This is a genomic window from Psychrobacter sp. AOP7-B1-24, from assembly GCF_052376215.1.
Classification (GTDB): Bacteria; Pseudomonadota; Gammaproteobacteria; order Pseudomonadales; family Moraxellaceae; genus Psychrobacter.
In genome coordinates this window covers 1-22556 of record NZ_JBQSVL010000002.1, presented here as the reverse complement: position 1 = coordinate 22556, position 22556 = coordinate 1, and the positions used below count along the sequence as shown (strand labels likewise).

General features: G+C 48.2%; 13 protein-coding genes and 1 pseudogene. 12 read left to right on the top strand and 2 right to left on the bottom strand.

Features of this window, described 5'->3' with window-relative positions; genetic code table 11:
- Positions 1 to 5 precede the first annotated feature (5 nt).
- The 3 genes from ACT3QP_RS00595 to ACT3QP_RS00585 are packed head-to-tail and all read left to right on the top strand — an operon-like array spanning position 6 to position 6677.
- Positions 6 to 2591 carry a hypothetical protein gene (locus ACT3QP_RS00595; RefSeq protein WP_444524064.1) on the top strand — a complete coding sequence of 862 codons (2586 nt, stop codon included), beginning with the start codon at positions 6 to 8 and terminating at the stop codon, positions 2589 to 2591.
- Positions 2584 to 3969 (top strand): hypothetical protein, encoded by a 1386-nt coding sequence (locus ACT3QP_RS00590; RefSeq protein ID WP_444524063.1) that lies wholly within the window; start codon positions 2584 to 2586, stop codon positions 3967 to 3969. The genes ACT3QP_RS00595 and ACT3QP_RS00590 overlap by 8 nt, the downstream gene beginning before the upstream one ends.
- Complete coding sequence (locus tag ACT3QP_RS00585) at positions 3969 to 6677, top strand: hypothetical protein (protein ID WP_444524062.1); 2709 nt, start codon at positions 3969 to 3971, stop codon at positions 6675 to 6677. The genes ACT3QP_RS00590 and ACT3QP_RS00585 overlap by 1 nt, the downstream gene beginning before the upstream one ends.
- A gap of 160 nt (positions 6678 to 6837) precedes the next feature.
- Here the strand turns inward: ACT3QP_RS00585 and ACT3QP_RS00580 are convergent, their stop codons facing one another.
- Positions 6838 to 7359 (bottom strand): hypothetical protein, encoded by a 522-nt coding sequence (locus tag ACT3QP_RS00580; protein WP_444524061.1) that lies wholly within the window; start codon positions 7357 to 7359, stop codon positions 6838 to 6840.
- A gap of 84 nt (positions 7360 to 7443) precedes the next feature.
- Between ACT3QP_RS00580 and ACT3QP_RS00575 the strand changes: the two genes are divergently transcribed.
- The 9 genes from ACT3QP_RS00575 to ACT3QP_RS00535 all read left to right on the top strand — a co-directional run bounded on the left by ACT3QP_RS00575 (position 7444) and on the right by ACT3QP_RS00535 (position 21849).
- Complete coding sequence (locus tag ACT3QP_RS00575; protein WP_444524060.1) at positions 7444 to 8898, top strand: hypothetical protein; 1455 nt, start codon at positions 7444 to 7446, stop codon at positions 8896 to 8898.
- 5 nt (positions 8899 to 8903) lie between these two features.
- Positions 8904 to 18662, top strand: a complete 9759-nt coding sequence (locus tag ACT3QP_RS00570) for a PLxRFG domain-containing protein (protein WP_444524059.1) — start codon at positions 8904 to 8906, stop codon at positions 18660 to 18662.
- A 174-nt stretch (positions 18663 to 18836) separates the two neighbouring features.
- The gene (locus tag ACT3QP_RS00565) at positions 18837 to 19061 is read left to right on the top strand and encodes an Acb2/Tad1 domain-containing protein (RefSeq protein ID WP_444524058.1); all 225 of its coding nucleotides are present in this window, start codon (positions 18837 to 18839) and stop codon (positions 19059 to 19061) included.
- Positions 19062 to 19151: 90 nt separating this feature from the next.
- Positions 19152 to 19718, top strand: coding sequence for a hypothetical protein (locus ACT3QP_RS00560; protein WP_444524057.1), 567 nt, complete (start codon positions 19152 to 19154; stop codon positions 19716 to 19718).
- Entirely contained in the window at positions 19715 to 20005 is a 291-nt protein-coding gene (locus tag ACT3QP_RS00555; protein WP_444524056.1) for a hypothetical protein, read from the top strand. The genes ACT3QP_RS00560 and ACT3QP_RS00555 overlap by 4 nt, the downstream gene beginning before the upstream one ends.
- Complete coding sequence (locus tag ACT3QP_RS00550) at positions 20002 to 20676, top strand: TIGR02594 family protein (protein ID WP_444524055.1); 675 nt, start codon at positions 20002 to 20004, stop codon at positions 20674 to 20676. Before ACT3QP_RS00555 ends, ACT3QP_RS00550 begins: the two co-directional genes overlap by 4 nt.
- A gap of 2 nt (positions 20677 to 20678) precedes the next feature.
- Complete coding sequence (locus ACT3QP_RS00545) at positions 20679 to 21155, top strand: hypothetical protein (protein ID WP_444524054.1); 477 nt, start codon at positions 20679 to 20681, stop codon at positions 21153 to 21155.
- A gap of 96 nt (positions 21156 to 21251) precedes the next feature.
- On the top strand, positions 21252 to 21716 hold the full coding sequence (locus ACT3QP_RS00540; RefSeq protein ID WP_444524053.1) for a hypothetical protein: 465 nt from the start codon (positions 21252 to 21254) through the stop codon (positions 21714 to 21716).
- Complete coding sequence (locus ACT3QP_RS00535) at positions 21688 to 21849, top strand: hypothetical protein (protein WP_444524052.1); 162 nt, start codon at positions 21688 to 21690, stop codon at positions 21847 to 21849. The genes ACT3QP_RS00540 and ACT3QP_RS00535 overlap by 29 nt, the downstream gene beginning before the upstream one ends.
- Before the next feature lie 591 nt (positions 21850 to 22440).
- Here the strand turns inward: ACT3QP_RS00535 and ACT3QP_RS00530 are convergent.
- Positions 22441 to 22556: pseudogene (locus tag ACT3QP_RS00530) on the bottom strand (enoyl-CoA hydratase/isomerase family protein); the annotation flags it as partial.

Below are 22556 nucleotides of genomic sequence, written 5' to 3'. Positions count from 1 at the left end.
GGGCCATGCACCAGCCGCGCCCGTATGGGTTACACAGCATTGGCTTGCCGCTTACTGAGAATGACGAGTCGTTTATCTCAGCAATCACCAAGCGCATAACAAATCTTAAAGGCGCGTCAGGTGTTGATAGCATGAAGATGGTGTACGACCTGCCTGATGGTGGGTATGTTGTCGTGCAAGATATGGGTGGCAACTTTCGAGTAATTACCCATAAGCCTATCCATGGTAAAGACCCTATCTTTGATGGGGTTGAGGCTGATTATATACCGATGTTATTCTCAGGAACCATCACTAAGGCGGCGGTTTTTGAAAACGAGCCGGTGGGGTTGCGCTTAACTGAACAAGCGCGCCGTCGGTTGGTGAATTACGACCATCTCAAGACAAAGCCTAGCAAGGATATTGAATTACAGCGCTTTCGTATCGACTATAACGACATAGTTGCCGAGTTCAAACCAAAACTTCAAACCAAGATACTAAGAACACAATACAGCCAGCAGCGACCTACCTGGTACTCAGGTGCGATGGCTGAGGTCATGCAGATTGTCGGTGGTTACGGCAGGCAAGACTTCAACAATCTACCTGATGAAAAGATTAATATATTTGAGCGCGCTCGCGTCAAGCTGCCGTCCGAGTGGTTAGAGCGCATCAATGAAGAGCTTATAGGCTTGCGATTGCCAGCCTATACAGGATTACCGCCATCCGATGGTAGTTTTCAGTTTGATTATAAATTCAACAACACCAACGCCATCGGCTTCGATGACTTGCGTAGGCCGTGGCTATTAAGGATATCACCGGCTGGCGTGTACGCTATGCCGCTTCCTATCGTGCCAGCCACTCGAACAACAGCCTTTAGGCAATACATGCAAGAGGTGGGTGATGACGAGGTGCTGGCTATCCTTGACCGCTTCGGCGGTATGCCAAGCGGCGAGTCATTCCCACCACACAAAGAGTTTGAAGCATGGCGTCGAGCTGGCGTGATTATAAAAGTATGTGATACGTCGGACTTTTATAGTCATATCGCCTACAGCAGCGCGTGTGGTTGGTCGTTAAACAGCCGCGGCACTGAGGGTTATAACACTTGTTATGACTACTACGATGACGAGGGCTTAGGGTATGGGTTGACTTACAATCTTACTTTGAAGCTGGTGTCCACTGATCAGTATTACGGTGCAGAGCCAGTGGAGTTGATAGACAAAGGCCCAATCGCTGAAAAGATAAGGCTTTATCTTGGCCAGCTAATACCCACGATTGGCGCAACCGGTGAGGATAGAGCGATTCTTTATAAACTTCGACGTGCAAGGTCGAGCGATATATACCAGCGTGCGCTTGGTCGCAATGGTGAGGATGATAAGGATTATTGGCATAACTTAGAAATGCCGCCTATCGCTGAGCATACAGGTAGTGTGCGCGAAGTGTATCGCGGCTATCTTTATCATCCTGCTAATTTTCAGTTTCAACCACAAATCAAGTTTCCTGAACCGCTAATGGGAGGGTGTATATCGCATGACTTCCTACCGTTGATTAACGGTAGGTATAAAGACAAATACCCAAACAGCGACACCATCATGTTTGCTTACTATATTGAGAACGACTTGAAAGTCGTTAAGTATTTTGTTGATTGGGGTGCGTTTGATCGAAAGACTGAGGGAAATTTTGAGCCTATTATGCAAGTTGGCAGCTGGTGGCAAGAGTCCTATTCCGGAAAGTCCAGCATTCAAGGTTATTTTTATAGTACCGATATTGATGATAGGGAAACTATTGCGCCGACCACAACCTATACCACCATCAAAGGTGAGAATAAGGGTTATGACTCAAAGCCTTACTTTGCTTTTGATGGGCCTCTTCATATGTGTGGAACGCTTGCGCGTAATCGTTACTACACTCATGAAACCGAAAGCACAACCTACAACAAAAAAAACCTAACACCCGCTATCTGTATTCCCTACTTGTGCCGCAATATGATTATTCAAACACTTAAAACCACTACAGAGTCAGAGTCTTACAGTAAATCCCTAAAGTTAAATAGCGTCCAAGACCCCCATACTTACCGATTTTGGACATATGATTTTGTGTTCCATTGGATAGTAATGACAATAAAAAACCCGAAAGGCACACCTTACCCAAAAAATGCTAACCCTGTTTGGGTCGAGGAGCATAACTACGGCCCTACCGCTTGGAATAATTTTGCTGACAACGGAGATTGGCTTCCAGGACTGCCACAAGACTTTACATGGCTCATTCACCCTAATAGCAACGAGCATCTATTAGGCGGTGGTGGCGGTCCGCCTAAAGTTAGCGAGTATAGCAACTCGACTAGAAATAGTGGCAAGCAGTCCGGCAAACTGATGTTAAGTGCTATTAACTACTCCAGTCTAATCAGCACCAACATTCCAGCTAACGGTTACTATATTGGCTCACCTACTGAGTTTGGCGATGTGTTTTATCGCGATGCTTGCAAGATAGTTTTTGGTGAAAGCACTTACTACAACGTATCGGAGAGTACGCCGAAGTACAGCCGCGCAAGATGGGGATATTCAAAACTACCCGATCATAAAAGCGCCCATCATTTTATAGGAGTCATCAATGAGTAATTATAGAGATGATAGCCAAGACACGGCGATAGCTTCTGATAGAACATTTGGCGGCTTGCGTGCAGTCGTCGAGGAGTTATTGCGCGCATCAGACGCCTTACTATTCGGCCTTGCCATTACGGTATCAAGTAGCGCGCTTGCCAGCGACGAGGTGATAGACAGTAGCACTCAAGTCTTGCATGACAGCGCGCTTATAGCAGACCAGCCAATAGGTAAGAACAATGCCAGCAGGCTTCATACTGACGGCGCTCAAGCTACCGAGACATGGCAGCATGGCTTGCTGGCTGCGCAATCTGATAGCGCAGTTATAAAAGATTATCTAATAACTGGAAGTACGCGTTCGATCACCAAGGACAGCGCCCAAGCATCTGACAGCGTGACAAGCCAGCGCATTGTCACCCATTTAATCACTGATAGCGTGCAAGCATCGGACGGCTTAACCGCTATTGAGCGCGATACCGTCATCGATATTGCAGGTGTAAGCGACTATGTGACAGATAACTTGCAAGCGGTGCAGTTGGTCACCGACCACGCCGCTGCCACAGATATCGACATGAGCACCATGTCTGGCATGGTTGTTGATAGTGCTGGCGTGTCTGACAGTGTGATAAGCAAGCGCAATGTGGCGGCGCTATTGGCAGACAATCTATCTATTGCAGATGAGTTGTTGTTTAATCGCACCGATATTATCAGCGATAGCGCAGCTGCAAGCGATACAGCCACAGGCGAATTTGGCGCGGCTGGCGTGTTGGTCGATGCTGCAATTATCGATGATGCCGTTATCGATAGCATTACTCAAAACGTCGTCGCTACAGACAGCGCAGTTATCACCGACAAGGTGACTGATAAGCTTGATGCCAAGGTGCTAATCAGCGATGGCGCAGTGATTGAGGACGCGCCAGTTAATAGCGGCGGTTACTATGGGCAGGCATGGACCGCGAACGTCGATAGCTGGGCGATGAGTCGCTACAACCCATACAACTACAATCGCCTAGTGGTGATTGATGGCGTGCTATACGGTGAAGCGGATGACGGAGTTTATCGCCTTGACCAAGAAGTGGTGCCAGTCATCGCCAGCATCAAGACTGGCAAGATGGATTTAGGCCATGGACAGCTAACCCATCCTAATGCCGCCTATCTTGAGTATGAACTAGAAGGCAGTGCTGCAATGACCGTGCACACCACACAAAAAGGCGTATCACAACAATACACCTATACCCTGCCAAATGAGACAGCAGGCGAGCTGACTAATGGGCGGTTCGTCTTTGGCCGCGGCTTGCGTGGTCGTCACTTTGCTTTTGAATTAATCATGATTGGTACACATGGCCATGTAAATGACTTGTCTATCGAGCACACCCCAACCAGTCGGAGAGTATAATGCCATTAACCATTAGAGGTGCTATAGCAGATAATATGCTATACCGGGCCACCAGTACGGTGACCGAGAAAATAAAAGACCTAGACGGCTTGTCGAGACGCTACAACAATGAGTTGTCAGGCGCGCTCAGTGATATTAGTAGTATCACCATTGCTGATATTGAGGCACCAATCAGACCGCAGACGCCCGAAGCTGTCGTACCGAATTACAATATCGATGCGTTCCCAACCTATGACCCTGCCAGCCTAGTTATTCCTGATATGCCGGATATGTCGGATATCGATAAATTTTTGGGCGATTTGAATGTCAGCGACTTAGGGCCAGAGCCGGAAGCGCCGACACCGATATCTATTACAGCGCCACAAGCGCCGGAGCTTGAGCGGGTAAACCTGCCAGCTCGCCCAGATATTGCGATGGATATCACTATCCCTGATGCGCCGACCATTGACCCGCTGGCTATGCCGGAGCGCAATCAGACCAGCATCACTATTGATATTCCTGATACCCCAACCGTTGATACGGTGGCGGCGCCCGATAGACCAAACGTCGATCTTAGTGTCAACATGCCAGCAGCGCCAACGCTGAACGAGCATGACATGCCCGATAAGCCGGATTTTGATACTAGCATTACACTGCCGACACTCGATGCTTTTGACAAGCTAAACACCCCAGAGCGACCAAACGTCGATATGGAAATCGACATTCCCGAAATGGTTGATTTGCAAATCCCTGAACTCGAAGCGCTTGAGAAACTTGAGGTGCCAGATTTTGAGATACCAGAGTCGAGCTTTGAAGTATCGGACCACCCTTATGCAGAGCTGGAGATAGAGCTTTACCAGGTAGAAAACCCTGAATGGGATAAGTGGTGGGATGAATCTGAACATGAGTACGAGTCGGAGCTATTTGATGCTTTAATGAAGAAGTCGGCGGAGATGCTGGAGAAGCCTGAAAACTTTGGCTTACCAGAGCCAGTGGTTCGAGCACTCTTTGACAAGCCGCGTGAGCGTATTAGCCAAGAGGTTGAGCGCAGCGTACAAGAGGCGTATAACACTTTTGCCGCACGCGGGTTTAGTATGCCAAGTGGTATGCTTGCCAAGCAGGTTAATGTGGCCAGACAGGAGGGTCAGCTCAGAGTTGCCGATTTAAACCGTGACATATTCACTGAAGCCAGTAAGATGCAGGTTGATGCCCTGCGCTTTGCCGTGCAGCAAGGGATGGCTTTAGAGCAGCGCACCTATGATCGCCATAAAGAAATGGTTGAGCGCTTATTTGAAGTCGCAAAATACAATATTGAGGCAAGTTTTCGTATTTATGAGCATCAGTACACCTTGTTTGAGTTACAAAGCAAAGGCTTTGCAGACATGGTTGACACCTATAAATCCAAACTTGAGCAGTTTGCTACTGGCGCTCGATTGCAGCTTGAGGCGCTGGCTGCTAAGAACCAGCTAGATGCTAGAAACGCAGAGCACTACCGAAACAAATTGGCTGGCGTGACGGCCAATGTCGAGATATTTAAAACCAAGATGCAGGCGGTGCAGCTAAGAACCGATGTGATCAAGGCAAAGTTTGATGCTTATCGTACCGACATGCAGGCGTATGCTGAGCAGTTGGGCGCTGAGCGCTTGAAAATTGAAAAGTACGATGCCGAGATGCGCGGTCAGCAAGCTAAGATAGGTATCGCGCAAACCCGCGCCGATATCTACGCCAAAGAGATTCAAGCAGTAGGTGGAAAAATAGAGGCGGAGCGCTTAAAGCTGGACGCCTATAAAGCTCAGATTGATGGCGAACAAGCCAAGCTGGGTGTGGCGCAAACGCAAGCGCAGATATACGGTATTGATATCGATGCTTATAAAGCACGAATGGGTAGCGAGAGTATCAAGCTTGAGATGCACGAGGCGGCTTTGCGCGGCGAGTCTATTAAGGCTGGCATCATGCAGACCGAGGCGGGTATCTATGAGACGGATGTTCGAGCAGCCATTGCTCAGTCAGAAGCAGGCAGGTTAAAACTTGCCAGCTTTGAGGCGCAAATCAAGGCCGAGCAAGCCAAGCTAGGAATCGGTGAGACGCAGGCAAGAATATACGCCAGTGATATCGACGCATACAAAGCACAGAACGACGCGCAGAAAGTAAGGTTTGATGCTTTCGATAGTCAGATCAAGGCGGAAACTGCCAAGGCTGAGATTTATGATAGCACGGTCAGAGCCTACGCCAGCCGCGTACAGAGCTATGCTTCTAAGAGTGACGTCAAGGTTAAGCAGGCTCAAATCAATATTGATGCAGCTCGCGCTTATGTGACCAAGTATCTGGCTGATGTGGATGGCGTTAAGGCGCAGATGCAGGCAGGACTCAGCGAGGTGCAATATAATACCCAAGTGTTCCAAGCGCAAGTGGATGGCTGGCGGGCACAAGTGGCCGCAAACACTGCGGACAGTGAAATGCAGTCGCGCTATGCAGATATGAACACGCGTACCAACCTAGCTTATGCTGAGATGCAGATGAGCGAGTACAGCGCCAAGGTCAGCCAAGCGCAAGAGCAGGCGCGTATTGCACTAGAGGCAGCTAAAGCGACCGGTCAATATACCGCGCAGCTGGCCGCGGGTGCTATGAGCGCCGCGCATGTATCAGCAAGTATCAGCGGTAGCGGTAGTGCTGGCATATCATCAAGTGATAGCGAAAGCGAGTCAACCAGTCATAATTATAGCTACTAGCCAGCCTGAGATAAATAAAACCCGCCAATTATTTAGCGGGTTTTTCTTTGTAGGCTGATGTGCATATTCACACATCATCGGCTTAGCTAACGCAAAATTGCGTTGGCTTTAATATCAATATTTTAGTCCTTAACTGTCAATTTGACGGTCAAGGGCTTTTTCATATTCCGCCAGTTTCTATTTCAAAAAGTGTCAGCATGTGAATTACTTCTGAGGAATTACCTTCGTGTAAAACTCTTTCGTAGTCTCGTCGCTCCACATCAGGCTTACTTTGCCACCAGTTTTTAAATTTATCGCTATCAACAATATCGTCTGCATCAGGATGTGCCTCATATATCCTTGATAGATGTGCCTCAAGTTCAGCACTTTGATAGTCATCATTTTGGTCGAGTTGGGTTTGTGTGGTAGCAGGTATAGCTATGGCCGCAACAATACCAATGATAACAATTGCACCAATAGATAAGAAATACCTGTTAAACAAAAACTTTTCTTGGCTGTCAAACTCTTCTTTAGGTAGTAGGTAAAAAACAATGTGCACTAATGGGCTAAATAATACTGCCGCAATCGCCACTAAGGCACTATAGCGCCATATGATTCGGAGGGTTTGGAATAAATACCAAAGCATACTAAGCCCTGCAACAATCATTGCCGCACCCAAAATATACATCACCAACATACTCATAGCGCCTACCCCTGTAAGGTTTTAAGAAACCCAGTATATCCATCATACTTAGGTAATGTCTAATGAAAAGTATAGGTAGTAGCTATGGCTTACGGTACGCGCAGTGATGAAGAAGAAAAAAGACGACGCGAGGCGTTTGAGAAAAACAAAGCCAAACTGGCATTTGGTGAGGGCAGTCAAGCATCAGGTTTTATGGGTGCTGGTAATCTTGCTGCCAAAGCACCGCAGCCAAAACCCCAACCGACCACTGGCCGACAATCACCACAGCTGGCCACTCGCAACGCTGCGGCAGAGCGAGAGCAAGCGCTTGCGCAGCGACGCCAATTGCAAGCCAATCAGAAAGCTAATCAAACCGCCTCTATACAAAACACCAGACGCGACATTCAAGAAATCTTAAAGCTTCCAGCAAAAGAGCAACCGCAAGCCGTGCAGCGCCTACGCCAAGACTCGCCAGCACAACCTCAAGCCAGATCAAGCGCATCACTCGGAATGACGCCAGCGCTTGCTGCTACAACAAACCAGCCTGAAGAGCGCTTGACCGAGCTAGGTGGCGGTGTCAAAAAGCCTGCGGCCAATGCCAAGATTCAGCTTGACTTCCCCATTAAAAAGCAAAGTCGCGGTGAAGACCAGTGGAACCCGCGCGACTACCCATCTGTTTATGCTGGCAAGCAGCCCGACTCAGCGACGCCTATTGCTGAAACCTATGTAGAGTCACAACCATCTGAGCGAACGCCTGAGCCAGTTGGATTTAATCCCGTGAACAATACAGCAAGCAGTGGGCGCAGCAATCCTGGCATCGGTTTTCGCATGCCAAGACCCCCAGGTCGCACATGGAGCGAGAGGCAAGAGCGTGAGGCGCTATTACGTGATGTCAGCACACCATACAAAGGGGCGCAAAATGGACAGCTTACCGCGCGGCAAATGGAGCTTCGCGCTGGCATTGTTGGAGCTAACGACAAGTATAAGAATGATCAGTATGGCGCTCAACTCAGTGCGGCAAGTCAGCTTGCACAAACACAGATGACGCAGGCAGGCGCTAATGAGAGAGCTGTACTTGGTGAAGAGAACGCAAACAATCGATTCAATAGTCAATTAGGTTTTGATGCTGGCAAGTTTCAACAGACAGCAGAGCAGCAGCAGCAAGCAAATAATCTGGCTTCTAGCCGCTTAGATATCGAACAAAGCAATTCCGATGTGGCAAATTTTGCACCAAAGCAGCTTAACGCCTTGTATGAAAAATACGAAGCCGCGCAAAGCGACGAGGATAGATCAGAGATTGCTGCGCAAATTCAAGCCCTTAAGGGTACCAAGTCAGATAAAGAGTATTGGACCAATATCGGCGGCGGCGAAACACTGTCAGCCGACGGCCTCACGTCAATCAAAAACCCCGATATTCTTCTCAATAGAAATACAGGTGAGACGCGCGCCATCCCCGCGGAGCCGATTGATTATGAAACCGACCCAAGAGCACAAGCGATTATTAACGATAGAAGCCTTAGTAAAGATGAGCGCCGCAAACAACTTGAAGCATTGAGGTAATCAGAATGGATAAGAAAAAAAACCAAGAAGATAAGCCGTATGATCGCAAAAGCGCAATTGATGCAGCTATGGCAGGCGCGCCGGCACAAAAAAAAGGAGTTGGTGGACATCTGCGTGACACAGGGCTGTCTCTACTTAGTGGTGCTATATCGGTGCCAGAGACCGCAGTAGGTCTTTCTGACATAGCGACTGGTGGGCAAGTTGGTAAAACACTAGAAAACCAAGGTGGTGCGTTTGGTTTTCGCCCGAAGGAAGCAAAGGAAGCGATTGCTAGCTGGAAGACAGAAGAGGGTAAAGAGCAGTTACGTAAATTCCAAGATACCGAAGGGCTTGGGTCCAAGGTTGGTTATGCGCTTGATAACCCCAGCTTAATAACCAACACTGTGGCCGAGTCGCTTCCTGCCATGGGTGCAGGCGGCGTAGTCGGTCGCGGGATAGGGTTAGCCGCCAAAGGCTTATCGCCCGTGGCTGCTGGCGCGCTTGGTGAGGGTGCAGTCGGCGCAGGCCTTGCTGCCGAGTCTATACGCCAACAAACAGACGACGGCCTACTAACCCCAAAACAGACAGGTCTTGCTGCCGCTACTGGTGCCACAACCGCAGGCTTTGGCTTTGCTGGTGGTAAGCTAGCTAAGCAGCTTGGTATTGCTGATTTTGACACTTCGTTAGTCAGTGGTAATCTTGCTGGTCGTACTGCTGCTGAGATTGCAGAAGGTGCGCCTAAACAACCAGGTATCGCTAAGCGTGTCGCTGGTGGTGCATTATCTGAGGGCTTCCTCGAAGAATTACCGCAATCGGTATCTGAAACTATTTTACAAAACGAAGCACTTGGCCGCCCACTTGATGAAGGTGTGACCGATGCGGCCGCTTTGGGCTTATTGTCTGGCGCTGCAATGGGTGGTTTTGCTGGTGGCATGACTCGCAATCGCGCGTCAGTGCGTGATGATATAACCCCAACAGAAGACATGGGGCAAGAAGCGCCTAGACTTGGATTGCCTAATCCTAACAAGCCAAGTGGCGGCGAGCTTGTCAGCCAAAGCCAAAGATATAACCAAAACCCAAACAATCCAAATTGGATTGAGGACGCCAACCCTGATTACTTCAATCGCGGCCAAGGCCCTAATGCTGCCAACATGCGCAACCTAACACCCGACCCTGAGCTGCCATACAATAGCGAGCTTGGTGGTCAGTTTAGTGCAGCACAAGACGGCACGGTATTTAGCGAGTCTGAGTACAATGATTTCTTGGCCGCACAGCAAGCACAGGCAAGAGCAGCGCGTGACGCTGGCATGAGTGATATTAACGATGTCACCCAAGTACCACAAGGCTATGAGCAGGCAGGCAATGACCCACGCTTGCCAGCACCAGACGGTACGGATTTTACCGCCAGTCAAGACGGTCAGGTTTATGGCCGTGATGATATTAATACCAGACTAAGCCAAGAGCGTGATGCCGCAGCCGAGCGTCGTGCGCGTATTGCTCGCGGTGAAATCATAGACAGAACGCCAATACCAGAAGCACCAAAACCATCTGAGCTTATGGGTCTTGACCCAAACAAAGGCAGTCTATCAGCAGCAGCGGCACTGGCGGTTGATAGTGGTGCAAGTCCGGTGGCGGCAGAGTTTGAGCAGGCAAGCGCGCCAGTTATTAACGGTAATGAAACGCGCATGGCTGGCTTGCTTGAAGTTGAAAATAAAGAGCAACCTACTGGTAGTAAATGGTTGCAAGATATGCGCACCGCTTTAGCTAGTTCAGATATAGATAACGGCACCTATCAGGCGCTATCACAGTCCATTGAAGCTGACCCTAAATCAGTGCCAGAGCGTGCTCGTCTTAAAAAAGCCATTGATGCGCTACCAAAAAAACCTGAGCCTACCGCCAAAAAGATTGACCCTAAAGCTCGTGTTATTGATGAAGCTAAAGCGCAGACTGTGGCTTACAACCCTAGAGGTGACAAGATACCGTTACAGTTTGATGTCGTAGATGCAAGCGAGCTTTTATCTAGCCATAGCAACAACTTTGTAGAAAACCCAAACTATCCGCAGCAATACCAGCCACGCGATAGAGCGGATGCTGGCTATCAAGCGCAAGTGCTTAATATTGTCAAAAAATTTAACCCCGAGCTATTAGGCAAGGATAACTCAGTCAATGCTGGTAGTCCTATTGTTGGACGTGATGACAACTTGGTTGAGTCTGGCAATGGTCGCACTATCGCTATCCGTAGAATGTACGAGTCTGGCAAGGGTGATGCTTATCGCCAGTTTGTGAATAAAAGCGCTGAAGAATTTGGTATTGATACCAATGCTGTCAATCAGATGCGTCAGCCGGTATTAGTACGACGCAATAATTCTGATATGGATAGAGAGCAATTTGCCTTACGTGCTAATGCCCCGACTGGCGCAGCTATGAGTAGCAGCGAGCGTGCGAAAGCAGATGCCAAGATACTGCCAAATGCTGACCTCCTAGAGCTTGATAGCAATGGTGGCTTGAACCTAAAGGGTAGCTATAAATTTACTCAAGCCTTCATCAGCTCGCTTGATAAAAATGAAGTAAATGAGCTTGTGCTATCCAATGGGGATTTGTCGCAGACTGGGCAGAACCGAGTATCAGGCGCGCTACTTCAAAGCGCTTACGGATCATCAAAGCTAACCAAGGCAGTCACAGAGGATATAGACGCCAGCGCTAAGAACATGCTGAAGACTTTAGTAGATAAAGCGCCACAAATCACCAAGATTAATCAATCAATCAAAGAAGGCAATCGTGAATCCAATACCTTAGCAGAGGATATTAAGACTGCTGCTGAAACTTATATTGATCTTGTGGAGAGTGGCGCTAATATTGACGACTACCTAAATATGGAGGATATGTTTGGAGAGGGTATTAGCCCACAATCCAAAGAGATTGTCCGAGATTTCTATAGCAATGCACGCTCAGCAACTAGGATGGGGTCACGTTTGCAGGCACGTATTGATGCAACCAATCGCGTTAATGCGCCTGACTTACTTGCTGACTTTGAAGCCGATGCGCCCAATGTACTGAGCAACGAGCCAGCCACGCAACTTACGGATGAAAACCCTACGGTTAATATTCCAGTGCCAAGACAAAGCAATCGACCAAAGGTTGAATCTACCGAGCCGCCAGTACGTGATGTGCCAATAGGTGAGTGGGTGGATGGTATGAATAAGGCTATCGATAGTAATCTTGCTAAGCAAAAGACTGGTAGTACAGCGGATGCACCCAAGACTACGGCAGAGGCTAGCCCAACAAAACCACCTCATCCCTCTGTAGCAAAATCGGAAACAGCACCGGAAGCCAAAAAGCCGACTGCTAAAACTGAGTCATCCGATAATCCTAGTGCCGCTGGTGGCTGGCAAACGCAAATAAATGGCAATGAGTTCCGCATTAATGAGGACGGAATAACTGTACGCAAGCACGACCGAGTTGTTCATATTCGCGGTGCAAGCTCTATAGCGGCCAGCCAAAAAGCGAAAGAGCTTGCCGGTCAAGATATTCGCGAACTTCATTATATCTCCGCAAAAGAAAATACTAGCGACCCATTTAGCGAAGGTTCTATTTGGCTCAATGATGAAGGTGATATGGTTCGCAAGAAGGGAACTAAAAAACCTACTGGTTCATTACTGCCAATCCTAAAGCAGACTAAGGGTGCAACTGAGTCTGCGCCTAAAAAATCAAACAAGCCAGCCACGCCAAGCGAGACAGTCACAGAGATTGAGGACTTTGGTGAGAAGGTAACTGGTGCGCGTAAAGATATGCAATCGTTCTATCAAAAAGAAATGACGGACGATGACATTATCAGCCAGCCACTCAGTAAGATATGGCCCAAGAAAGATATTGATGCTATTGAAGATACACAGATGGCAGCGCTTGCCACTGCATTGCGCAGCACGATACCAAGCAAGCCGCGCAAGGGTTACAAACTAGGTCGATGGGTGGACAAGGTTAAGAGCACTCGCGGCATCATGCAAAACATGCTTAGCGGTGATATGCCGGCAGATGAGTTTGTCAGTCAATTAACTCAAGTAGATGCGGTGTCAGATATTGGTTATCACGCACAACTACTAGCAAAGCTAGATAAAGATAAGTGGTCGCGTGTCAGTAAGGTTGACCCACAGATAGGATACCGAAGACCAAATGAGGCTGGCGAGTACGTCCCCTTCATTGGTTTTGCGGTGACAATAGACAAAAGAACACACACCTTTAATACTGAACAAAGAGACATATCAGAGATTATCGACAAGGTTAACAACCTACTGGCAGGCGATGTTAAAGCGCCGACATTGAAGTTTGATGTTTACAGCAAAGGCAGGGGCGATAATAAATCTTACTTTATCACACAAGCCAGCGATAAAGATAAGACGCCGCTAATTGAGTTTAACGACCTGGCCGCAGCAAGAGCGTTTAAGAGCAACAACAGCGACGAGCTTGTCGATCTATGGAATCAACACAAAGAGCGCGTAAATGTTAAAAAGTCTGACATGCGCTCAAGCACCAACCGTGAGCGCATCGGCCCCGATCATCGCAGCGGCCAAGATATAACGACCGAACAGTTTATGAACACGTTTGGCTTGCGTGGCGGTCAGTTTGGCAACTGGGTGAAGCAGGGCGCTAACAGTAAAGACCGTCAGCGTATGCTCAACGACACCTATGATGCCTTCATGGATTTAGTTGGCGTGCTAAATATTCCGCCTGAAGCGATTGGTTTAGGCGGCAAACTTGCTATGTCTTTTGGTGCGCGTGGTAAAGGCCGCGCAATGGCGCACTATGAGCCGTCGCAAGTTATTATCAATCTAACCAAAACCAAAGGCGCAGGCTCGCTTGCTCATGAATGGTTCCATGCACTCGATCATCATTTTACCTCGTTTAGAGATGATGCTGGCAGAAATACCAGTAAAGAGAATGCTTATATCACCTATAAGCCAGAACCAATGCTTATCATGAAAGACCAAAAAGGCAAGCCTAGCCGTATGCGCCCGATAACAGAGGCGCGACGTAAGCAGATTTATGAGATGAACAAAAACCGCGCCTACTTGCCCGAAAACTTCCTACCTGATTCGAGCCACAAAGAAGGTGTACGCCCACAAGTTGAAACGGCTTTTGCAAACCTAGTAGAAACGCTCAACGACTCACCAATGAAAGCTCGTTCTATCACTATTGACAAGGGCGCAGCCGATGGTTATTGGTCACGCATCATTGAGCGTGCGGCGCGTGCGTTTGAAGGCTATGTGATTAATAAGCTGGAAAAACAAGGCGCACGCAGTGACTTCTTGGCCAACATCACGCCAGAAGACGCCTTTCCTCGTAATATGGACAGATACCCGTATCTACTGCAAAGCGAGATGGCGCCAGTAGCAGAGGCATTCGATAACTTATTTGCCACCATTGACAGCAAAGCCTCAGAGAATGGTAACGGCAAAACACTTTTCAGTCGCGCCGGCCAATTAAACCAAGCGATAGATAGGGTAAAAGCTGGAGCAGTGGGCAGCACGCAGACTACCCGCCAGCAAGTGCTTGCTAAGCTAAACGATAAGTTTGGCAAAGAAACCATTGATAAGCTTATGGCTGATGACAAGCTTGATATTAAAGTGCTATCCGACTTCATGCAAGACGGCAAGCTGACTATACCAAGCGATGTCGATGGTTTATATCACAATGGCAAAGCCACATTGATTGCAGATAACTTATCTGACGACATGATTATCCCGACCTTCCTTCATGAGCTTGGCGGTCATGGCGGTATGCAAACGCTGATGGATAAGAAAGCTTATGACGCCTTGATGAAAGACTTTGATGCGCTGGTAAAAGCAGGCGACCCATTAGCCATGCAAGCAAAAGCGATGGCTGATAAAGTCGCTCGTAATGAGCAAGACGCGCTCGATGAATACTTGCCGTACCTAATCACACTCGCCTCACGCCAGCAAGTCAAGCAAGGCAAGGTGGCTGGCATGATTAATCGTATGGTTATGGCGATACGCTCATGGCTTAGAAATACTTTAGGCGTGCCGATTGCCATTAACTCGCAAGATATTTTGTCACTGGCTGAGCGTATGGTAAATGAGGTTGAAAAGCAAGGCTCATTAGATAACGTGACCAATGCGGCGCCACAGTTTAGCGACCCGAATAGTCCTGATATGAGGTTTAGCGATACTAATGTGCCAGCAAAGCAGCTTGATGATGTTCACACGCCAGCGTTTAAAAAATGGTTTGGTGATAGTAAGGTAGTAGATGGTAACGGTAATCCGCTTGTGGTCTATCACGGAACCAATGCTAACTTTAATACGTTCAGCGCATCTGACGTAGGTATTCATGTTGGTACAGAAGATCAGGCTAACAGCCGAGCCGAGCAAAAAGAAGGCGACGACTTCAAACTAATGCCGCTTTATGTGAAAGCAGAGAACCCATTGCGACTGAAAGACGCTAGATCGTGGAAAGACCCAGAATGGTATTTATACGAGTCTGGTATTTCTGCTTACTTGCCAGCATCCTTGCAGCAGAAGATAAGTGATTTTGCTCAAGAAAACAGAACAGCGAAGGACCTAAGCACACCAGAAGGTCAGAAAAAGGCACACAAAAAGGCTATGGCTATTAATAGCGAAGTTGCTAGGTTCTTAAAGGATGAATTGGGTTATGACAGTATAGTCTATGCAAACACCCATGATGGCACGACGCAAGACAACAAAATGAAAGCTGATGACTCATGGATAGTTTTTGATCCAGAACAAATCAAATCAGCTACCGACAATGTAGGCACGTTTGACACTAACAATCCTGATATCCGCTACAGCCGCGCCGCTGGCATGAATGATCAGCTCGACCCACGCAATATCGCTCGCGAGTCTATGACGCGTCTTTATGACTGGGCAAGTTCCGCACCGCCGGGTAAGTTATCATGGTGGCATAAGACCATCGGCACCATGTATAACCTAGCGAAGCGCAATCCCTACTTTAAGCCCGTCTTTGAAAATACCGAGAAGTTTATCAATGACGTGTCGTTCTACGCAGCCAAGGCGTCTGAATTTGCGCCAAGACTTTTGCCGCAGCTCGACTCTATTCGCGATATCACCAAGTCCGCTATCGGAGCCAAGGACAATGATGCTATCAGCAAACCTATCTTTGAGGGTACGCTGCTATGGGGACGCGACCTAAACGGCAAGGCGGTTCTGGTTGACGACTGGCGTAAAAAAGTTATGGCCACATCAAAGCAAGACCGTCTGCAAATGCTAAAAGATGCAGGCAAGATAACACCTGAGCAACTGACCAAACTTGCCAGCCTAAACAACATTCAAGCCAACCGCTTTATTAATGGCATCATTGACGAGGAGGTGAGCGCCGGTCTTGTGTGGACAGATAACGAGATGCGCGCTAAATTTGATTTAAGTGATGAGCAGATTGGCCTATACCGTGAATTTAGAGATGCAACTGATGCTAGTCTTGATAGCCTAACGCGCTCAGATATGCTCAAGCAACTAGGAAGAGATGGTCAGGATATCGAGGCGACTGTCATGGAGGCTGAGAGTCTGGATGACGCATTTGCCGCTATCCAAGATCATGTAGCAAGCCTGATCAAAGACACGCCCAAAAAAGAAAAGGCGCTTAACAAAACGCTGCAGGATATCAAAAACTCTATGGGTCGTACCAAGCAGTTAAAATCGCAGGGTTATGCCCCGTTGTCTCGCTTTGGCCAGTACACCGTCGATGTGGTAGATAAAGACGGCAACCGTGAATACTTTGGTATGTTTGAGTCCGCTTACGATGCACGCAAGATGAAGGCGGAGATGGATGCGCTCTATGGCAATGACGATAACTTTACAGTCACTCAAGGCGCACTATCCAATGAGGAGTTTAAGTTGTTCGCTGGTGTGACGCCTGAAACGGCTGAGCTGTTTGGCGAAATGCTAGGGCTGGATGCTACTGGTGATAAAGAAGCTGACGCAGCTTTTCAAGAGTACCTGCGCCGCACCAAAAACAACCGCAGTGCCATGAAGCGCCTGATGCACCGTAAAGGCATCAAAGGCTACTCTGAGGATGTTGGCCGTGTGCTGGCAAGCTTTATCTACTCAAACGCTCGCCACACGTCAGCAGCGCTAAACATGGGTAATCTTGACCGTAGTATCAGCGAGATACCAAAGGGAGAGGGTCAGCTAAAAGATGCAGCAGTCAAGCTGGCGGAGTACATTAAAAACCCGCAAGAAGAAGGTCAGGTCATTCGCGGCTGGATGTTTGCGCAGTATCTTGGCGGCTCAGTTGCATCGGCCGTGGTCAACTTAACGCAGCCTATCGCTGTGTCCTTCCCGTACCTTAGTCAGTTTGGCGGAGCGGTGAAGGCTGCCAAAGAGCTTAGCCGATCATCAAGCGACTGGGCCAAGTCTCTTAAAAATAAAAACAACGACCACTTTGAAGAGGATTTACAAAAAGCGATTGACCGAGCCGAGGCGGACGGCACACTATCACCGCAAGAGGTGCACAACCTACTCAAGCAAGCCAGCGGTAAAAACCCACTACGTGCCGGTGATGGCACCAAGGTGGGTGATGCCAAAGCAATGGCGGGTAATGCAATCTCACGGGTCAGTCTGGCATGGGGCACGCTATTTAGCGCCGCCGAGCAGGTCAACCGCCGCGTGACCTTTGTGGCCGCTTATCGTATGGCAAAAGATCAGGGTATGAGCAACCCCGCTGAGTTTGCCACCAAGTCCATCAAAGAAACGCAGTTTGTTTATAACAAAGCGTCACGAATGAGATGGGGCCGAGGCGCGGTTGGCGGTACGCTAATGACCTTTAAGACTTACACCGTCTCATATATGGAGCTGATGCACCGCCTATGGACGCAAGGCGAAAAAGGTTCGCCTGAGCGCAAGCAAGGCCGTCAAGCAGTGGGAATTATGGTTGGCACGCTGTTTTTGCTGGGCGGTGCTGGCGGGCTGCCGTTCATGGAAGACGCCGAAGATTTGATAGATGGTATCGGTCAAATCATGGGTTACAACTTCTCATCTAAAAAAGTGCGCCAAGAGTTTTTAGATAACTGGGTGGGTGAGTTTGCAGGTGACTTCATTGATGGTGGTATCTCAAGCGTGTCCGGTTCACCGACCGACGTATCAGGTCGCTTAGGTCTGGGCAACTTAATACCAGGTACCGGCGTATTCAAAGAGCGGACAAGCAATACTCGTGACGCGCTTGAATTACTGGGTCCGGCTGGTGACTTTGTGGGACGTGTCGCAAGCGGAAGCAGAAGCCTTGCTAAAGGCGTGGCCAACCTTGATGACAACGAACTTAAGAAAGGCGCGCTGGAGTTTGCACCAGTGGCGGTAAGAAACGCCATCAAAGGCGCGGACATGGCAACGTCTGGTATTTATAAAGACACCAAAGGCTATAAGGTGGCGGATGTATCGCCAGTTGATGCCGCTTTTAAAGGGCTTGGCTTCCAGCCTCGTGATATCTCTAAAATTCAAGAAGCCAACTACCTTGGTCAGTCGGCAACGTCCTATTACAACTTGCGAGCCTCAAACATTCGCGCACTATGGGCGGCTGGCGTGGTCGAAGGCAATCAGACGAAGGTCGCTGACGCAAGAGCGGCTGTTAAAGACTGGAATGCCAAAAACCCTGATCAAAAAATTATCATTAAGCCAAGCGACATTGCAAGACGTGTGCGTGAAATGAGGATGGATAAGGTTGATCGCGTCATCAAGCGCGCGCCGAGAACCGCGCGCAGTGGTGTGGCGCAAGAACTGAATAGCGTGCGCGATAATATGTAAACCAACTGTTAGGAAATCCCGAACACTTGAATCCCTACGTTAATGCGTGGGGCTTTTTTTGTAACCTGCCAGCCGGCTCGCACCCCTGTAAGGTTCGTTATTACCATCCTATCTTGGTTAAATAGTGACTGTTGAAACGGCATAAATATTTATTAATCAGTAGAAGGAATAATCATGGATAACCAGCATCAAAAAATCAAAGGCTACCGCGAATTATCACAAACTGAAATCGACCTAATGAACAAGATTAAAGCTAAAGGCGCTGAACTTGGTGAGTTGGTCGCTGAGTTGCAAGCGACTGACGGACTCGACCAGCGGGCTATTGCTATCGGCAAAACTGAATTACAGACCGGTACGATGTGGCTTGTTCGCGGCGTTGCACAGCCTGAATCTTTTTAATATGAGCACGCTAAAGCAGTGTGATGTTGCAGATATTAATAGCAGCAGATTGGTGTATCGCCTAAACCCGCGCGCGCAAAGGAATTATCAATGAGTATTAGAGCCACTATCGGCAATGGACTTATAGCGACAGGGGGTTATGTTGCTACAAAGGCCGCTGCTATATCGTCAGCGGATATCACGCCGCCATCCGCCGCCGAGGTGGTGCCAACCAGTAACGTGTACTTACTTCAATTAGCAGACCCTTATCTACTGGTTGGTTTTACCGTACCAAACTGGCTGGGCGTTGTGTTCTTTGTCATCGCGCTTATCTGCGGCACGATTGCTGGCATGAACCAAGAAACGCCGGTGGACGCCAAGTTTAAACGCGCCTACTTAAAGCCTTTTTACAGCCTAGGTTTTGGCATATTGGTCACGCTTTTTGTCGTGCCAAATTTTTACCCTGATATCACTATTTGGAGCCTGATTGTTCCGGCTGCCTTTTGTTCTGCCATTGGCTCAGTTGTTATTTACTTTGTGATCGCATTTTTCACGTCTGACAAGTTGTGGTCTGTTATTGACACTGAAGCTCATAACAGCGCGCCCGAGTTAATAAAAATGGTTTTTAACTACTGTAAGGGCGTCCTCAAGGCTGTATTAGGGAGGTCTGACAAGTGATTGCTTTTAACCTAGATTTTTTAAACACACTTCTCGCGCTCATTGGTATTGCTGGCTGGGGCTGGGTGTGGTGGTTTGGTGACTACAAGACAGGGTGTAGCATCCGCATCCAAGCAGGAATGATTGTGCTGGGCGCGGTATGGGTGCTTTTGTTTCTAGCTGATGTCGCGCAGGACTTGCGCCCGACCAGCTTCACCGTGATATCGCGGGCGCTGGTATTGATAGGGCTGTGGTGTTGTATGCCACTGCTTAAAAACGATATAGATAAAAAAGAAGGTGGATTATGAGTGTGCATCATATAGAAATCGCGCAAGCAAAGCTCGAGCAGGCAGGTTTTTATACTGGGCTGATCGATGGTGATTTTGGCAAAGGGTCGCTTGAGGCGGTGCAAAAAGTGCTTGCTAAGGCGGGGTTTAAAGCGGCGGAAGATAAGCCAAAGCCTACGCAATCAGACGCGCCAGCATGGGTGGTTGAAGGCTTAAAGCATATCGGTCTAAAAGAGATCGTCGGCCCCAAGCACAACCAAACGATTTTAGACTGGATTAAAAACCTGGGTGGCTGGTTTACTGATGATGAAACGCCATGGTGCGGTACGTTTATCGCTCAGTGCTTGAAAGAGGCGGGGCGTGGTTATCCTAAGCACTGGTATCGTGCACTGGCTTATGAGAGTTATGGCACGCGCCTTGCCAAGCCAGCCTATGGTTGTATCGGTGTTATGGCTCGCAAAGGCGGCGGTCATGTGACGTTTATCATGGGCGAAACCAAAGACGGCAAGTACCTAGTGGGGCTGGGCGGCAATCAGTCAAATGCGGTTAATCTTATGAAGTTTCCTAAGTCGCGGTTCACTGCTTTTGTGTGGCCAACGTATGAAGGCGGTGTGGCATCTTCGCCTTATCCCAGCCGCTACAATCTGCCGACCTACGATAATAGTCTAAAAGTATCGACCAATGAGGCGTGATCATGAATCTACTTTGGCTGGCTAGATACTGGCAGTATATTGTAATCGTGGCGCTGTCACTGCTAATCGTCTTTATGATGTTTATGCTGCGCGATGCGTCTAATACTATGCAGCTAATGCAAGCCAACCATGATTTGTGGAAGGCGAATTACATTGCAAAAACCAATCAAGATATTATTGAGATTCAGCGCTTGAATAGCGAGAGGTACCACAATGCAGTATCGGAAAACACAAAAGCGTATGAACAGATTGCTGATAGTTATGCTGCTAACGGCGCTATTGTTGCCAGCTTGTCAGACACAATCGACACGGCCAGCAGTGCCTACGTCTCAGCCAACGCCGATGCCAGAGCTGAGTACACCGCTGCCATCTCGAACGTATCAAGAAGTTGTTTCGGAGAGATTGCAGAGCTGGCAAGACGAGCTGACGGACACGTCGCTGATATCAAAATGATGCAGCAGGCGTGGCCTAAAAAGTAACAGGGTAAACCTAGTCTTATGGGTAACTAAACGTCCTGGTATCTATAATAGAAAATACGATCAAGAAAGACAACCGATTAACAGTAGGAGACTATGATGTCAGTAACCGAGTACACAGCAATTAGAGCCAGCATCAATCAGTTGGATAAGTTCGTCATGCAGGCTGTTCAAGATGGGTGGCAGCCGGTCGGTTCAATATGGACCGAGTATGGACAAGCGGCTCAAGTAATGGTGAAGGAGGATTCGCCAAATGGAACCACTACAGATTATAAAGTAGTGCGAGCGCCCATCGGTCAGCTAGATAAATTTGTTAGCCTGGCTATTGGCGATGGCTGGCAGCCAGTAGGAACGATGGCACAATCCTTTTCAGAGGCTTTTCAAGCAATGAAAAAAGGGACCGGCACAACTGGCGAGATAGGCCCCAAAGGGGATAAGGGCGACCAAAGGCTTAAGGGCGCTACTGGTGAACCTGGTGCTGATGGCGCAGATGGCGCAGATGGAGCAGATGGAGCCAAGGGTGAACCTGGTGCTGATGGCGCTAAAGGGGGATACTGGGGCTAAAGGCGATACTGGCGCGACACCGAGCCTTGCAGTGACAGCAGACGAGGCGTCCGGACTTGCTTTGGCAGCGAACTTACAAGCTCTTGCTGAAGCGCTTTCAGCCAGAATCAAGGCTATTGAGGACAAGTCATAGGTGTATAAACGTCCTTATATAGGTCGTAAGATGTTGCTATATAGCTAATATTAGCCGCATTTAGTTAGCTTGTCACTCAAAATAGCTATAAATGAGTGACAAGCTAGTTTGTCACTCAATATGAACTCACGAGGATTGCTCGGTAGTTGGTCTAATTACACCAAAAGCTAGACGTAAAAAAGCCGCTAGATATTAGCCTTTCTAACGGCTCTTTGTGGTGAAATACCTTAGTAAGTCTTTACGGGTATCAATCGGATGACTCATGCGATGAGAATAACTTATAAGGAATCGCACATCATCTGCCAGTGTTTTTGCATGTCGTAGCACCGCTGGTCTGACTACGTTCGCTCTATCTGGAAACCCAGCCCTAGCGACTAGGGATTACTGCCTCAAATAAACACAGTAGGTAACATCGATAATCATACCACGCCAACACCTAACACACCATAGGCACACCAAAATAAAACACATTAAATAAATCTTTATAAATCATATACTTGTTAAACCGTGTGCGCTCCCGCCATCTCCACCAAATATTAAAAAACCGATCACTCAATGTGGTCGGTTTTTTTTGTCTAATTTTAAGAAAGTCTATTTACCTTGATAAACGGGCTTACGCTTTTCTATAAAAGCGGTGACACCTTCGGTAAAGTCATCGGTCTTTGCCATCATGGTCTGCTGTTCCACTTCCATATCTAGCGCTTCTG